This window comes from Cupriavidus sp. 8B, from assembly GCF_054589115.1.
In genome coordinates this window covers 1-15,289 of sequence record NZ_BAAILO010000258.1, presented here as the reverse complement: position 1 = coordinate 15,289, position 15,289 = coordinate 1, and the positions used below count along the sequence as shown (strand labels likewise).

Annotated in this window: 15 protein-coding genes; 9 read left to right on the top strand and 6 right to left on the bottom strand. The window is 58.2% G+C overall.

Annotated elements, in window-relative coordinates; translation table 11 throughout:
* Positions 1-10: 10 nt before the first annotated feature.
* From ACYP5B_RS25065 to ACYP5B_RS25055, 3 genes are all read right to left on the bottom strand, one after another.
* Positions 11-1,711, bottom strand: a complete 1,701-nt coding sequence (locus ACYP5B_RS25065) for an MOSC domain-containing protein (RefSeq protein WP_459571469.1) — start codon at positions 1,709-1,711, stop codon at positions 11-13.
* Positions 1,712-2,194: 483 nt separating this feature from the next.
* A complete protein-coding gene (locus tag ACYP5B_RS25060; RefSeq protein ID WP_459571468.1) occupies positions 2,195-2,857 on the bottom strand; it encodes a LysR substrate-binding domain-containing protein in 663 nt (220 codons plus the stop codon).
* Positions 2,827-3,372, bottom strand: coding sequence for a LysR family transcriptional regulator (locus ACYP5B_RS25055; protein ID WP_459571467.1), 546 nt, complete (start codon positions 3,370-3,372; stop codon positions 2,827-2,829). The genes ACYP5B_RS25060 and ACYP5B_RS25055 overlap by 31 nt, the downstream gene beginning before the upstream one ends.
* Before the next feature lie 160 nt (positions 3,373-3,532).
* Between ACYP5B_RS25055 and ACYP5B_RS25050 the strand changes: the two genes are divergently transcribed.
* Positions 3,533-4,087 (top strand): M23 family metallopeptidase, encoded by a 555-nt coding sequence (locus ACYP5B_RS25050; protein WP_459571466.1) that lies wholly within the window; start codon positions 3,533-3,535, stop codon positions 4,085-4,087.
* 224 nt (positions 4,088-4,311) lie between these two features.
* On the opposite strand, the gene ACYP5B_RS25045 is transcribed toward ACYP5B_RS25050, so the two are convergent.
* Positions 4,312-4,851 carry a carboxymuconolactone decarboxylase family protein gene (locus tag ACYP5B_RS25045; protein ID WP_400092705.1) on the bottom strand — a complete coding sequence of 180 codons (540 nt, stop codon included), beginning with the start codon at positions 4,849-4,851 and terminating at the stop codon, positions 4,312-4,314.
* Positions 4,852-4,971: 120 nt separating this feature from the next.
* Here ACYP5B_RS25045 and ACYP5B_RS25040 point away from each other — a divergent pair, with 120 nt between their 5' ends.
* The 8 genes from ACYP5B_RS25040 (at position 4,972) to ACYP5B_RS25005 (ending at position 12,533) form a co-directional block, all read left to right on the top strand.
* Positions 4,972-5,994: a cupin domain-containing protein gene (locus tag ACYP5B_RS25040; protein WP_459571465.1), complete on the top strand. Its 1,023-nt coding sequence runs from the start codon at positions 4,972-4,974 to the stop codon at positions 5,992-5,994.
* Between the two features lie 653 nt (positions 5,995-6,647).
* Entirely contained in the window at positions 6,648-7,742 is a 1,095-nt protein-coding gene (locus ACYP5B_RS25035) for a porin (RefSeq protein ID WP_459571464.1), read from the top strand.
* Between the two features lie 177 nt (positions 7,743-7,919).
* Complete coding sequence (locus tag ACYP5B_RS25030) at positions 7,920-8,327, top strand: CzcE family metal-binding protein (RefSeq protein ID WP_459571463.1); 408 nt, start codon at positions 7,920-7,922, stop codon at positions 8,325-8,327.
* A gap of 109 nt (positions 8,328-8,436) precedes the next feature.
* On the top strand, positions 8,437-8,715 hold the full coding sequence (locus ACYP5B_RS25025) for a hypothetical protein (protein WP_459571462.1): 279 nt from the start codon (positions 8,437-8,439) through the stop codon (positions 8,713-8,715).
* 160 nt (positions 8,716-8,875) lie between these two features.
* On the top strand, positions 8,876-9,373 hold the full coding sequence (locus tag ACYP5B_RS25020; protein ID WP_459571461.1) for a YkgB family protein: 498 nt from the start codon (positions 8,876-8,878) through the stop codon (positions 9,371-9,373).
* A gap of 639 nt (positions 9,374-10,012) precedes the next feature.
* Complete coding sequence (locus tag ACYP5B_RS25015; RefSeq protein WP_459571460.1) at positions 10,013-10,441, top strand: DNA translocase FtsK; 429 nt, start codon at positions 10,013-10,015, stop codon at positions 10,439-10,441.
* A gap of 663 nt (positions 10,442-11,104) precedes the next feature.
* Positions 11,105-11,689 carry a TMEM175 family protein gene (locus tag ACYP5B_RS25010; RefSeq protein ID WP_459571459.1) on the top strand — a complete coding sequence of 195 codons (585 nt, stop codon included), beginning with the start codon at positions 11,105-11,107 and terminating at the stop codon, positions 11,687-11,689.
* A 505-nt stretch (positions 11,690-12,194) separates the two neighbouring features.
* Positions 12,195-12,533 carry an HU family DNA-binding protein gene (locus ACYP5B_RS25005; protein WP_400102737.1) on the top strand — a complete coding sequence of 113 codons (339 nt, stop codon included), beginning with the start codon at positions 12,195-12,197 and terminating at the stop codon, positions 12,531-12,533.
* A 512-nt stretch (positions 12,534-13,045) separates the two neighbouring features.
* On the opposite strand, the gene ACYP5B_RS25000 is transcribed toward ACYP5B_RS25005, so the two are convergent.
* On the bottom strand, positions 13,046-14,023 hold the full coding sequence (locus tag ACYP5B_RS25000) for a Bug family tripartite tricarboxylate transporter substrate binding protein (RefSeq protein WP_459571569.1): 978 nt from the start codon (positions 14,021-14,023) through the stop codon (positions 13,046-13,048).
* Positions 14,024-14,209: 186 nt separating this feature from the next.
* The coding region (locus tag ACYP5B_RS24995; RefSeq protein WP_459571458.1) for an MFS transporter at positions 14,210-15,289 on the bottom strand (1,080 nt) is incomplete at its 5' end.

Sequence of the window (15,289 nt, the reverse complement as noted above, 5' to 3'; positions counted from 1 at the left end):
GCCCACGCCGCTAGATGTCGATCACCACGTCGTCCTGCGGCCGGGCGCAGCAGATCAGGACATTACCCGCCGCAGGCAGATCGAGTGGATCAGGATGGTAGGTGACGGACCCGGAGATCAATCCGCTCTCGCAGTTGTGACAGACGCCGGTGCGGCACGACCATCGGACGGGCACGTCACACGCCTCGGCTAGTTCCAGAATGCTCTGACAGGCTGAAGGTTTCCAGTGCGCGGCGATGCCACTGCGCGCGAACGACACCAGCGGGCCTGTGTCAGCATCGTCCTTCGGCTGATGCGGACGTCGCGTTGATACGTCCAGAACACCGGGCGTCATCGACTCACCGCCGTTGAAAATCTCAGCATAAATCTGCCCGGGTTCCACGCCTCGGTCCGCGAGCGCCTCTTTCATCTCTGCCATGAAGCGAGTCGGCCCGCAAAGATATACATCCGCCCCACGCGGGACGCCGATCTCGTCGAAGACCGATCGCGACAGGTGACCGGTAGCGTCGAAATCCTCACCCCTCTTGTCGCCCCCCCCTGGGCTGCTATAGCAAACATAGCTGCGGCCGTGCACTAGCGAGAGCATGAGCCGGTGTACTTCGGCGGCAAAAGGATGCTGCTGCCGATTGCGAGCCCCATGGAGCCACAAAACCTGCCGGGTCGACCGAGCAGCCGCCAGCGCGTGCAGCATCGCCAGAACAGGTGTCGCCCCGATTCCCGCGCTGAGCAGCACAACCGGCCGGTTCCCTGGTTGCAAAGTGAAGCTTCCACGAGGCGAGCTGACATCGAGAGCATCCCCGATCCGGACATGGTCCCGCAGGTAGGTTCCGGCCGCGCCATTCGGCTCAATCTTCACACTGATTCGATAGCACTCCATCGAGAGGGGGCCCGAGAGCGAATAGCTGCGATATAGTGGCGGGTCGCCGACGGTCCGTTGAAGACGCAAGACCACGTACTGCCCGGGCAGAGCCTCGCGCAGCGCTTGACCGTCTGGACTCCGCATCGTCAGCGAGAGGACGTCCGCGGACTCCTGATCGATCCCCGCCACCGCGAGCGGCCGAAATCCTGGTGCAGCCGGATGCGCAGCGGCTGTCGGCACGAGGCCGGCGTTACCACTCGCTGGGGTAGTCGATTGACTCTGCAATAACGCCTCAAACGACGAGCGCCATCCGGGCGAAAGCGACTCGATGCGCAATGCGCGCTGGAGTCGATCGCGCGGATGAATGGGCGAGTACAGGAGCGCGTTAATCTCTGAGACGGTCATCCGCTCCTTCGCTTCTCCCACCTTCACGATTTCGTCGCCGGCGCTTACCTCACCTTCCTCCAAGACGCGGAAGTAGAACCCTGGTCGTCCGCTGGAGGTCAGCAACGCCGGCATTCTGGGTTCGTTCATGCGGATGCCGACGCGATAACAGGTAACGCGAGGCTGAGTGACCTCAAATACTGCGCTGCCGATCCGGTAACGGTCGCCGATGCATACCGCATCGTCGGCCAATCCTTGGACCGTGAAATTTTCTCCAAATTGTCCATGGACGAAGTCGGTCCGCTTCAATTGCTCCTGCCAGTAGCGATACGACTCGATCTGATATATGAACACCGCACGCTGCTCGCCGCCGTGGCCATTGAGGTCACCTTGACCGTCTCCGTCCAAATTCAACCGGTTGACTCGACAGCGACCCAGCATCGGTTCTTTCCAGATCCCGGTGCGCACAGTTCGCCCCTTCCACTCGATATCGCGCGGAAGTCCAACGTTCACGGATAGCAGGCAAGGCATATTGTTCCGCTCTTTAGACGACCAGAAGGCCTATTCGGCGTCCGCCATAGGGTATGACTTGGCGCGACGTTTGCGACAAATTAGGTGGCTGCATCCACTCCCTAGCGTTGTTGCGTGCGTCCCGGTGTGGAGACATTTGCTTGGCGGGCGTGCGCGATATGCACGTCTTCCGAGTCCGAGCAATGCCTGCAGAGTAGAAGACGATCGCCAAAACTCAACAATCTCTGCCGCTAAGTTCTGACATGTACGCGATCCAATGCTTGTGGAGCGCAGAAGTTGGCACATTCCAAGAAGTGAGTGACGGTGAAAAGACGAACGTCGCAACTTCGAATGAGCAGAAGGGGCCGCAGGGCGTAACAGTCATTCCCTGGGAATGGGTCGCATGGCGCAATGCAGGGCACCGGGGACGGCACCCTCAAATCAAGTTCGCGGGGCGGATCTGACGATCGGCGATGCCTTGACGCCGTCTCCGCGGATACGGTCTCCGTCCTGGAGAAGGCGCGTTCTCAGGTGATGCACCGAAAAATCGACGAAGGCGCGGGTCCGTGCTGGAAGCGTTGGCTGTGCGGCAAACATCACGCTCACGGGGATCGCTGGGAGCTCATATTCCCGCAATACGAGCTTCAGCATTTGCTTCTCCACAGCATTCGCGACTTGATGGGAAAGTACGTGCGCCAGGCCAGCCCCGCCAATTGCAGCTTCGACCGCGGCATCTGCGGTATTGACCGATATCCGTGGGCGAACCGGCACGCGCTCGGCGCGCGTCCCGTTCGACCGGAATGTCCAGGCAGGCCCGGACGGTAGAGACTCCATATCGATGCAGTCATGCATTGCCAAGTCGCCGGGCATGACAGGGCATCCACGGGCGGCAAGATATGCCGGACTTCCACATACGACCCTGTACACACTTCCGACTCGCGTCGCGACCATGTTGCTGTCTGGCAGCCTTCCGACGCGCACCGCGACGTCGATATGATCGTCGACCAGACTCAGTATTCTGTCCGATAGGACAAGGCGAACATGAATATCCGGATAGCACGCGGTGAACTCCCTTACGATGGGTAAGACATGAAGGCGTCCCAAAAACAAGGTCCTTCGGACTTTCGTGTGGGTCGCCAATCGAGCAAGTCAACAGCGGCATCATGCATGTATGCGTAGTGCCGTAACGAAAATCCGCTTGCAGCTTGGCTTTGCGGGCAGCCCGCCGTGCGGCACCGCCTCGAGCGGAAGCCCGTCTGGCGAAACAGCAAACATCCAAAAGCCCCTTCTACCCACACGAAAGTCTGAAGAACCAAAAACAAAGGGGCTGTGACAACGATGGCACCGCGCGCAATGCCATGCCCTTCCGTCGCTGACTTCTCGGCTTCTGCGATGCGGGAAAGAACCTCTTTACACGAGGCATAGTAAACAGCCCCGACGTCCGTCAGCCTCAGCGTTCGAGTTGAGCGGGAAAGGAGTTGGGCGTTGAGATAGCGTTCAAGCTCGGATACCCGTCGGCTAATCGTGGTCAGAGGGATCCCTAGCCGACGGCTCGCTTCGGAAAAACTGCCTTCATCCACAACGGAAGTTAATACCTTCATTGCTTCCAGTCTGTCCATATTTAATCTCAAGCCCTTTGTTGAATTCGTTCGCGAGGTTGGTGCCCCATTTGATGGAAAGGTAATTTTCAGAACGAAGGCTTAATCGGATAATTGGGCTCCGGTAGGATGTCGATCCATGTGCACCCGGAGTGAATAGCTTTTGCTGGTGGGACAAGATATGAGACTCATTGCTGCGATGCTTCCGCAGGTTGCCTTCCTGTTGTTTGCCGCACTGCCGTTGTCGGTGGTCGCATCTGAAGGGATGTCACGTAGCGCATCGTCCTTCGATATTCGAGAGGACGTGCTCGACCTCAGGGCCTCTGATGTGGAGATTGCTCCACCGATAAAAGGTGAAACCCGCATCAGTTCCACCTTTGGTGTCCGTATTGATCCCGTTAGCGGCGGCATTCGGGTACACACCGGCGTGGACTTGGCCGCTCGTCACGGAACGCCTGTGGTCGCGGCTGACGCGGGAACAATCGCCTTTCTCGGTGTCGACAAGCGCGGATATGGTCGGTATGTCGTCGTGCAACATGCTGCCGGCTATTCGAGTTGGTATGCCCACTTGTCTACCCTTGCAAAGGGACTGCACATCGGGACCCGTTTATCGCCAGGGCAGTTGATAGGGGCTGTTGGCCAGTCTGGAAGAGCTACGGCGCCGCACTTGCATTTCGAAGTGAGATTCAACAATCTGCCGATTGACCCCCTCCGTGCGATTCCGCGTAAATGTTGATGGATCCCATGCGCTATCCCATAGCGCGCAAAAACGGCATGGGCCGCGCTTGATCCTGCCGCAAGCAACCCAGCCGCCACGCCCATGGCAACCCTGATCGCCCTTGATCGCGCAAGAACATCAACGACTCGGGATGGCTGTTCCACAGGTCGGCACATTGCAGGGGTCATGATCATTTGCGGCTTGCCGGAGAAGATCGCGGCTCGTCCTCCCCGGCTGCTACGTCAGTTGGCGGGGGGGAAATCCAGGTCCGTGTCGTTGACGCGATTGAACGTGTTTGTGAACACGGTCAGGCCGATCGTCAATGCGATGTCCGCTAGTTGCGCATCGGTGTACCCCGCGCTGCGAATCGCGGTGAATTCCTCATTGCTGATGGTCCCGCTCGTTTCCTGGATCGTTCGAACGAATTGAATCAGCGCGTCACGCTTCGCGTCGCCGGTCGACTGGCCGGCACGAATCCGGCGGACCGTTTCGGGTGACAGCCCGACCATCTTGCCAAGCATGACATGTGCGGCAACGCAGTAATCGCAACCGGTCAGCTCGCTGACTAGCAGCTTGATCGTCTCCAGGTCTTGCTTGCTAAGGCTGCCGGCTGCGAGAGCCCCTTCTGCGTTCAGTACTGCCTTCAGCGTGGCGGGCGCAATGTGACCGAGCGCTGCGAAAAGGTTTGGGACGCTACCGCCGGTCGCCCGCTTGACCTGTGCGTAAACTTCAGCGGTGGCACCAACGGCAGAATCGATTGCTGGTACGGTGATACGGCTCATGATTGACTCCTGAAGAGATCAGTTAGGTGAGGCTCTAGTGTAGGTACGCAAAATGAGCTTGCCGAGGCTTCACGCGCTCAATAGAATGCTCGAAAGTATCACTGTCACCGTCATGGAATCATGTCCCCTTCTAAAGACTGGCTGAGCAGACTGCTCGAAATCATGACTGTCACAGGTCAGCTCGACGTCCGATGTGCGTACGGCTCGCCATGGCGCATCGTCTACGAGGACTCTCAACCGGGCGAAATTCCATACCATGTCGTGCTCAACGGCTCGGCGATACTCGAAGGGCCGTCCAGCACCGCGCCAGTCGTGCTTCAGGCGGGCGATATCGTGCTATTGCCACACGGCTCGGCACACGCGCTCCACGACGGCAGTGGCCGCCAGGCCGGGCCCTCACGCGAGCGAAGCGACGTCAACGTGACAGTCAGTGAGAATGACGGCCAGGGGGAACGGCTCGACATGCTCTGCGGCCGCTTCTTTGTCGCGCCGCCGCATGACCGGCTGGCGCGCGAGTTCCTGCCGACAGCACTTGTGGTGAGGGCCTCGGCATCTGAGCCGGCGGGCAGCACGCGGGCGCGACTCACCAGCCTGATGGAACTGATGCGGGGCGAATCCCAGGGATTTCGCCTGGGCGGGCATGCGATGCTTAACGCGCTGTCGACGATGTTGTTTGCGCTGAGCATGCGTCTGGCGAGCGAATCGGACCAGCCCCCTACCGGTCTTCTCGGCTTGGCAGGGCACCCGCGGTTAGCGCCGGCCATTTCCGCGATCTTCAATGAGCCCGCGTTTCCGTGGACGGTGCCTGAGCTTGCACAGCGCTGCAATATGTCACGCGCGACGTTCATGCGGCAGTTCCAGCACAGCTTCGGGCGCACCGCCCATGACTTGCTACTCGCCGTTCGCATGAGTCTGGCGGCAAACGCGCTAAAGAATCCCATGATGAAGACGGAGGCGGTTGCAGAAGCCGTCGGATATCAATCGGTCGCCGCATTCCGGCGAGCATTTACAGAGTTGCTGGGCATGACGCCCGCCCAGTGGCGTCGATCTGTCGGGGCGCCGTCGCATTCGGATGAGCGGGCAGATGATGATGGTCTTCCTTTGGACGCGTCGACTGCAGCCGGCTACGAGCCAACGGCGTAGGTGAACGGGCCAGACCCACGATGAATATCCATCCCTTTGCAGGTGATTGTCCGCCCATCCGGGGACGATAGGAAAAACCAGAGGTTTCCAGTCCTGACGTTATCGCAGATCGACCGGATGCGTCGGTACGGTACTGTCCGCAAATTTCCGAACCGGATGGCATGCGCGCGCTCGTGATCGCGGAGGCAGACCTTAGCGAAATCATCATACGGGCGTTCATTCTTCGGCGGGTATCGGATAAACGGAAGACTGTGCTCGCCGATTGCCTGCAGGTTTAAAGAATTATTCGATGGGGAGCATAGTCGCCGCTTCGCTATCACGCCTGCAAACATATATAAGTATCCAATCAGTCTCCGCAGATCGCGGCACATTTCGCCGGATGTGAGCTTCGGCCCCTTGTGCAATTCTTGCGTCAGAAGGAAATCATCTTTCCATTTGCGCGGCATTTTTCGCGCGTTTACGGCAAAGTTATTATTTTTCTCCGTCCGTTTGTGGCGAACAAGCGGAAATCAAGAGGGCCTGCATTGAAGCAGTTGAATCATTGCGGTGAATTTTGCTCAGCACTACCTCCACATGTTCATTTATATTTCGCGGGCTGAACGCAAGAGCCCGTGCGATGACGCGCGGAATTGAAATAACAAGGACATCAAGGAATGAATCACCGTCTAGCCTTCCTGGCGGCAATGTCACTATTGCCCGTGGCGGCGCAAGCCCAAAGCAGCGTTACCCTCTATGGCGTCGTGGACGACGGCATTGAATACATCGACCACCTGCCCAGGTCTGGGGGTGGCAGCGGCACGGCGGTGCGGATGTCAGCAGGTAACCAGTCGACTTCGCGCTGGGGACTCCGCGGCCGCGAAGATCTAGGCAATGGCCTTGCCGCCGTGTTTCAACTCGAAAACGGCTTCGATGCGGACACGGGGCTTGCCAACCAGGGTGGGCGCATGTTCGGTCGGCAAGCTTATGTGGGCTTGACCAACCGCTACGGCACGCTGAGTCTTGGCCGCCACCAGAACTTACTTTACGACTTTTCCACGCCGTTCGACCCATTGTCCGTTTCCACGCGTTACTCGCTGCTCTCGCATGACCGCTGGATGTCGAGTCGTTCAGACAACTCCATTAAATTCACAGGCGTGACCGGCGCTATTTATTACGGGGTGCTCTACAGCACGGGCCATGACAGCACCGCTGGCGGAGAGATTCCGGGTGCGTCGAAAGCCGGTCGTGAGATGAGCGGTGCGGTTGGTTACACTTCCGGTCCATTCACGTCGCGATTGGTCTACGACGAATTGCGAGGCAGCACGCTGGCCCTGGACAGGAATACCGAACGACGCGCGGCCATCAGCGGCATCTATACGATTGGTGCCGCCAAGGTCTACGCGGGTTACCGCTGGTACTACGGCAACTACCAGACGAGTGAACTTCGCACCAATCTCTATTGGCTCGGGCTCCAGTACCAGCCCACCTCAAATCTTTCGGTGACCGGGGCGGCGTACTACACCGATGTGCGCAATACGGCCGCCGATCCGTTCAGTTTCGTGCTTCAGACGTCCTATGCGTTCTCCAAACGCACCGATCTGTACACGTCACTTGGGTATGTCTGGAACCGACATGGTTCGAGCCTGGGCCTGGGTGGTTTCGGGCCATCGCTAACCCGCGCACCAAACACCCTGACGACCACCGCAGAGCAGACCGTGGCTGGCCAAAGCCAACTGGGTGCCGTGGTCGGGATTCGCCACCGATTCTGACAACACACTTGTCTGGCAAAGCCCGCCTCGGCGGGCTTTGCCTTTTTGGGGGCACAACACCGGCGCCAAGGAACGAAAGAGGAACCGCCTGATACTTTTGAGCAGCCTTTTGATTCGCTTAGGCCTCAACAAGCTCGCGCGCAGAACATACAGTACAGGTCACCAACAACCTCCTTTATGGAGTCAATGATGACCAGGCATTTTCGAGGTACCAAAAATCCTCTTGGCAACGCAGTACGTCTTATGGCGGTCACTGCGGTGGCTGCGGTAAGCGCAACGACCTTCGCTGCTCAAACGGTTGAACCAGCACGCCCGCAGACGTCCTCCGTCGCGCAGCTTTTCGGCGAACCTGCGTCTTCCGGCGATGGTGCGCGAACAGTTCGCATCACTCCGCAAACGCAGGCGGTCTCGGTACACGCGGGCGAAACCGTTCGCTTCGACTTCGGATCCACGTCCGCGGCCTGGACCTTCGCAGCCCGCCCGGGAAACACGGTTGTAGAACTCGTCAGCCTCCTCCCTGACATCCCTGCCGCCAAAGGTGTGTGGGTCCACCAGAACGGCTCAAACGCATTTGCCGGTCATTAAACATTTGGCCGGACGGCCGACCGCAATGGATTTGTTCTTCCCCATGCATTGGCAGCGCGCAGCAAGTCATGCATGTGCGATGTCAAAACGATAGCACTCAACGTTCACCATGAAACTGCTCACCAAAACGATTGTTGTAAATACCATTGCCTTAGCGCTCGGCGCGGCGACGACCGTCGCACATGCAATGCAGGGCGACTACCCCTACGAAAAGAACGCCCGCATTTCAGGAACCTGGGGCCCTCACGCATCTGCCGGACGCAGCGTTACGGATAAGCGCGATCCGTATGTCGATGGTGCGCGGTCTGTTACTGATCCACGTAACCCGTTTACCGATGGTGCGCGGTCGGTACATGAGCCGCGCAGCCCGTTCACTGACGGTGCCTAGGACGAGGTGTCTTTGGGCAACGGCTCAATGCAAAGCAAATTCGGCGTGTCTTCTGCAGAAACTCTGGAAAGACAAATGGCAGCTTCGTCGGAGTGTATCGTTTGACATCAAAACGCATGCCGCCCTGGCGAAGTGTCTAAATATATAGGAAATTTAAAAAATGGACTCTATTCTTAACAAGCTATCGGTTCTTCTTAAGAAGGATACCGATTACCATATTGTTCGGGCATCGATGGTAATTATGTTCTTCTTCTTTGGATACCAGAAGTGGTTCCAGTATGAAGCCGAAGTTCTGATTCCGTATATCAGCAACGGCCCCCTCATCTCGTGGATGTACCCTGTCTTCGGGGTTCGTGGCGCGAGCCTTTTTCTCGGTGCCGCCGAATGGACGTTCTGTGCCCTGATCCTCGCTGGCTTTTGGAACAAGAAGCTTGGAATTCTTGGTGCGCTTGGGTCCGTGGGCACGTTCGTCGCAACCGTGACGATTATTCCCTTCATGCCTGACGGGTGGGCGGACTCAGCCGGGGGATTCCCTGCAATGGTTGGTCCAGTTGCATTTCTGATGAAGGATGTGGTCCTGCTTGCTGTATCGGTCTACCTCCTCAAGGAAGATGTCTACCGGCAACTGGCGCTCAGCCAAGCTCCGCGGCGTGCCTGATCGGCTCATGGCATCAATGAGCGGCGCCGATCCGCGTGGTGGCGTCGCTCGGGGGGGCTGGTTACAGGTTGGTCTCAACACCTTGACCACATGTGGCTGGAACGCCTACTGGTCCCAACTCACCAAGAACTGGCCCGCCTGCCGAGTCGAACGGACGGAGGGCGAACGCATGCATGCACGTCATGCAGCGGTGGGATCCTCGCGCAAGAGCGGGATTTTGGCTGATCTCGAAGCGTTGAAGACACGGCACTACCGGAGTATCCCGCGGAATCGTCATCGCAGATGATCGAATCCGATGACTTCAGTTGCCCAGTGGCAAGGCCGTGCTGCCCTGGAGCACGCATCGAATCTTTGTGTCCTACGAGCGCTTGCGGAAGTCCCACGGGCTGCGCAAACGCACAGCGGAAGGTGTCATCGAGTTCCTGAGGCGTGGCAATCGCGAGTATGAGGCGCGGGTGGGCCGAGAAGCGGTCGCACTATTGCCCGAAGGGTGTCCCACGCATCGATTGGGATGCTACGGCACAGCACAGCTCATTTCCGTTACTTACTTCGCGAGCGGGGAAGGTATCGCCCCAGAAGGAATAGAGGCGATCTTTACCAGCGTAGTAGCAGCAACACGAGAACTTCCCGGATATCGGTATGAGTACTGCAGTACTTAAGGACGCGCTGTATGAACGAGCCTTGGAGCTTGTCCGGACGTACCGGGCAGCCTCGGTGGTCCTTGTCCAACGGCATCTGCACCTCAGTTGGAAGGACGCGGAGTCCCTGCTGCAGCGCATGGCTCAGGAAACGATGAGCGTACGACGGACATCCAATGGTCTATTTATCTTCATCGAAAACCTGATAGGTGAGGAGTTGCAAACGCTCCACAGCTTTGCACAAGAAGTAGTCCTGGCACTGGCCGCGGGCGAGCTCGATGCAGGGCAGCTACGCAGAGCAGCCATTCGGTACGGCCTGGCCGAAGAAGTCGCTCCTTCAGACTGCACGACAAGCTCGGCGAAAGCGCTCCGTCCGTGCGGCTATCTGCGAGAATGTGTGCAGCCGACCTTGACTCCTGCGTCAGCATAAATACTCTGAATAGACCGTAACCGTGTGTCGGCCGTGCGGTGTCACTGGCGCGGTCCGGTCTGCGCTGCCGCCTCTTAGAACGTGTCGGCCGGTTTCCGCGTCTGTTATGTGCGGTGAAAATGGCACTAAGGCATTGATTCCACGCTACAAACGACACTTTTTGCGTACATGTTTCGGAACAGGTTTTCGGTGTGTGTCGATGAGCGACTATACTCGTGTCGTCGAGTGGGGGATGCACGGGCACCCGTTAGTTCGATTTTCCGACGCGCTGGATAAATCGTCAGGCACTATCTTCGAAGAGAGGGCCAGACGCCTGACCAAAAAGTGTATGGTCTTGAAGGATTACTGCGGCTAGTCAATATGGTCGCACCGGCGCCAGAACAGGGCTGATCCAAAAGAGATGATGGAAATGATGGGGCGGCCAGACAAGTCAGTGACACTTTGCAAAAGTGGGGCTCCGCCGATGACGGGTCAGCGCCGTGACCAAGCCGGAACAGTTGAGAGAATTCTCGGAAGGAGGATTCACCGTTCGTCATCACACTGTTGCTCGCGGCACTGAAGTTAAAGAACTCGGCGAGCGTAGCTTCGTTCCAGCCGGCCGACGAAATTTCGCCTTCTTGGATTCCGCTCGAACGGAGTCTTGCTCACTCGATGGAGCGCGCAATGCGTGAAGAAAAAACGACCGCGGATCGGCTGACCGCATTTTCAGACTCGGTGTTCGCGGTGATCGCGACCCTAATGGTGTTGGAACTCAAGGCACCGGATAACTTGGCATTCTCGGCTCTCTGGCCTCTGTGGCCCTGGGCCATTAGTTATGCGGTGAGCTACCTGTTAATCGCCATTATCTGGATCAACCACCATCACCTCATGCGGTTCGTGAGTTCTCCGACACTCGGGTTGATATGGATTAACTTCATTCATCTGTTCATGGTCTCGTTCCTGCCCTTTGCGACTGCATGGGTTGCGCGCACCGGTCTCGCTTCGTCCCCTGTAGTACTTTACGCAGGTCTATTTGTATGCATCGAAATTGCCTATATCGTCTTTGAGAACCAAGTATTGGCAGCCCGTGCTAGCGCCACGCAGGCATCCGGAATCATTCGGCGGTTGGCGAGTCGCCGATCACTGATTGTTCTCGCGGGCTTTATTAGCGCCATGCTGGTTGCGCTCGTCGCACCGCGCCTCGGCTTCGGCCTTATATGCGGAGCACTGATCCTCCACGTGCGGCCAGATTCTTATGGCGGTAAATGATGCTTATGACGGGACCGCTACTGACATGCTTCCCGGAACTCAGACGAATTCGACAAGTCCCCTTTGGTCTGCTCGTCGAGACCTTGCACCATTCGCGCCAGCAGAAGATCCGTTCCAGGTCCTCGTCGCCGCGGAGCGCGCGGTGCACATCGAAGTCGCTAGGCGGCACCTTGCCAAAGCGCGTATTAAAATCCGCGTTGTAGACCGGCGTAAGGCGTTGGCCGCCAGCTCTGTCCCCGAACGGGTGCCGGAACGTTGTTTCTGTAGTCAATGAGGTTATCAACACTCAATTCCTTCACGTCAATATCGCCTACTTCTCGGATAAAGTGGGTAGTCTTCTCCCTGTAGGATTTCACTGTGTCTGGTGCCAGAATCTTGTTGCGAAGATACTCTTCCAAGAGTTTTGAGATCAACATTCTATTTTCCGATATTTGAAATATTGGTAGCCAATCTATCTAATAAATATGGATAGTTCAAATGTTGACAACGAGTAGGTGCGTTACACATGGCAACTGCAAAATCCTCCGCCAAGCCGCTGAAAGACACCTTCAACAAGTCCAGCCTGCAGGCGCACCTGGTTGCGCAGACCGAACTGGATGCGAAGACCGTGAAGACTGTCCTCGCTCATCTGGAAACGACCATCCTCAGCGCCGTGCACAAGAAGGGGGCTGGCGAATTCACCCTCCCAGGCCTGTTCAAGGTAGTGGCCACCCAGGTTCCCGCTACGAAGAAGCGCTTCGGTAAAAACCCGTTCACCGGCGAAGATCAGTGGTTCGCCGCAAAACCCGCGACTGTCAAAGTCAAGGTTCGCCCGCTGAAGAAACTCAAGGATGCCGCGCTGTAACGAATCAACCGTACTAAATTGAAAGCAAGGGAGCCCGTCGCGGCTCCCTTTTTGATAGTGCCCGGCGGAATTTTAGGATTGTAGCGTCGAGGTGGCGGGTGTGGCGAAGACGTAGTTCAGGGATCGGTCCGACGGCTGAATTCGGCCATTTACGGTCGTTTACCGCGGCATTTAGGAGACGTTCGAAGGTCGGCCTCGCAGCATAGAACAGACATTCGCGGATGATATCGCGACCATGGTCCACCATGGCCCCGTCCAATCCGGTGAAATGTGGGTGAAATCGCCAGTGATGATCAGCGGCTACCTGAACTTACCGCCGCTCGGCACCGACACGCTGGATGCCAACGACTTCTTCCGCACCGGCGACCGACATGGGCTACAAGGACGGCTTCCTCTACATCACCGATCGCGCCAAGGACATGATCGTACTGCGAAACCCCTTGAAAAGCTCGTCTATATGTTATCGAAAAGGTCAATATGGTTGCGATCCGGCGGCCGTCGACATTAGCGTCTTATTCGACCGCGATGCCCTTGTCGCGGATCACCTTGCCCCACTTGGCGTAGTCTTGGCCGATGCGCTGGCTCATCTGCGCCGGCGGCTGGAAGTTGGCGATGGCACCGGCCTTCAGCAGCTTGTTCTGGGCATCCTTGTCGGCCAGGATCTTGCCGACCTCGCCGGAGATGCGGTCCACCACCTCTTTGGGCGTTCCCGTCGGCGCCAGCAGGCCGCCCCAGGACACCGCGTCGTAACCCGGGAAGCCCTGCTCGGCAATGGTCTTGAGGTCGGGCAGCATGCTCGCGCGCTGCGGCGAGCCGATCGCGATCGCACGCAGCTTCCCTGCCTGGATGTGCGGCAGTGCGCCAACGAGGTCGGCGTACATCACGGGTACCTGCCCACCGATGGTGTCGCTGATCGCGGGCGCGCCGCCCTTGTAGGGCACGTGCTGCATGCCGAAGCCGCCGATCTGCTTGAGCAGTTCCATGCTCAGGTGGCCGAAGCTGCCCGCGCCCGAACTAGTGTAGTTGAGCTTGCCAGGCTGGGCCTTGGCCTGCGCGATTAGCTTGGACAGGTCCGTCACGTTGGGCAGCACCGTCGGGTTGACCACCATCACGATCGGCAGGTCATAAATGGTCGCAACGGGCGTGAAGTCCTTGGTCGTGTCGTATCCCGCCTTCTTGTACAAATGCGGCGCTAACAGCGTGGGCATGGCCAGCATCATCAGCGTGTAGCCGTCGGGCGCGCTCTTGGCCACCTGAGCGGCGGCGATGGAGCCCGATGCGCCCGCGCGGTTTTCCACCACCACCGGCTGTTTGAGCGCCTCGCCCAGCTTCTGCGCGACGATGCGCGACGCAGTGTCCGTGGGACCGCCCGGCGGGAACGGCACGATGAGCTTGATGGGCTTGATGGGCCAGACTTGCGCGAAGGCGCTCGCGACCACCAGCGGCATGGCGGCCAGGCCCAGGATGGCTCGACGCCGGGAGTGGACCATACGGTTGATATTTCGGATACGCATGTTTGTTGTTCCAGGTTGGATGAATACAAGGGACTGAGTCCAGCGCGGTCGTTCCGTCACGCAGAGGCGTGAACGTATAGGCATGCCGTTGCTGGACACATGGGGGTATGCGTCATCCGGCTTGCTGACTGGCGCGCCCATTTGTGCGCGCGGATTTGGCATTCAAACTTCGGCAGCAGGAGTCAGGCCGGCCGACTTCGCACCGGTCTTCTCCAGGTTGCCCATGGCCAGGAACAGGCCAATACCACCCAGAATCATCAGCGTGCCCAAGACGAACAGGCCATTGTTGAGACTGCCTGTCGTGGCCTTAATCCAGCCGATCATGGTGGGACTGAAGAAGCTCCCCAACTGACCCAGGCTGCTAATGACGGCAATCCCCCCCGCGGCGCCAGCGCCAGAGAGGTAGCGTTGCGGAATTGCCCAAAAGATGGGTAGGGCCGAGAAGGAGAACGTCACGGCAATGGCAAGCAATACCAGCGCAGCGGGCAGGCTGTGTGTCCAGAAGGCCAGGACGAACAACGCAATGCCGCCGCCGACCGTACAGACGAGATAGTGCCAGCGTCGCTCCTGCTTTGCGTCCGAATGTCTGGAAATCAAAAGGATTCCCAATGTCCCGATTCCGTACGGAATCGCACTGAGATAGCCGACCTCGAAGATCGTCTTCGCACCGGCGCCCTTGATCGCGGCTGGTAGCCAGAAGCTGATCGCCATCGTTCCGCAGACCAGCGAGAAATAGACAGCAGCCAGTAGATACACACGCGCATCCCTCAGCACATCCCTCATGGAATTCGCTGCACCTTCGGTCTTCAGTTTGTCCTCTTCGCTCAGCCTGGTGAGCAAGGTATCGCGCTCCTGCGGTGTCAGCCACGCGGCGGTGCGCGGACCGTCATCGATCATCCAGTAGGCCATGATCCCAAGTACTACCGCAGGAATTCCCTCCAGTATGAACATCCATTGCCAGCCTCTGAGACCATAAAGCCCATTGGTATGGTCGATAATCGTTCCAGACACGATTCCCCCCACGACGCCGGCAACGGCAATGCCCGCGAACATCCACGAAGTCGCGGTAGCTCGCCCGCTTGACGGGAACCAGTAGGTCAGATAAAGCACGATCCCAGGGAAGAAGCCGGCCTCGAACAGACCCAACAGGAAACGCATCCCATACAGTTGCCAAGGTTCAACAACGAAAGCCATCCCGGCGGAAACCAGACCCCAGCATGCCATGATCCGCACGAAGGTTCG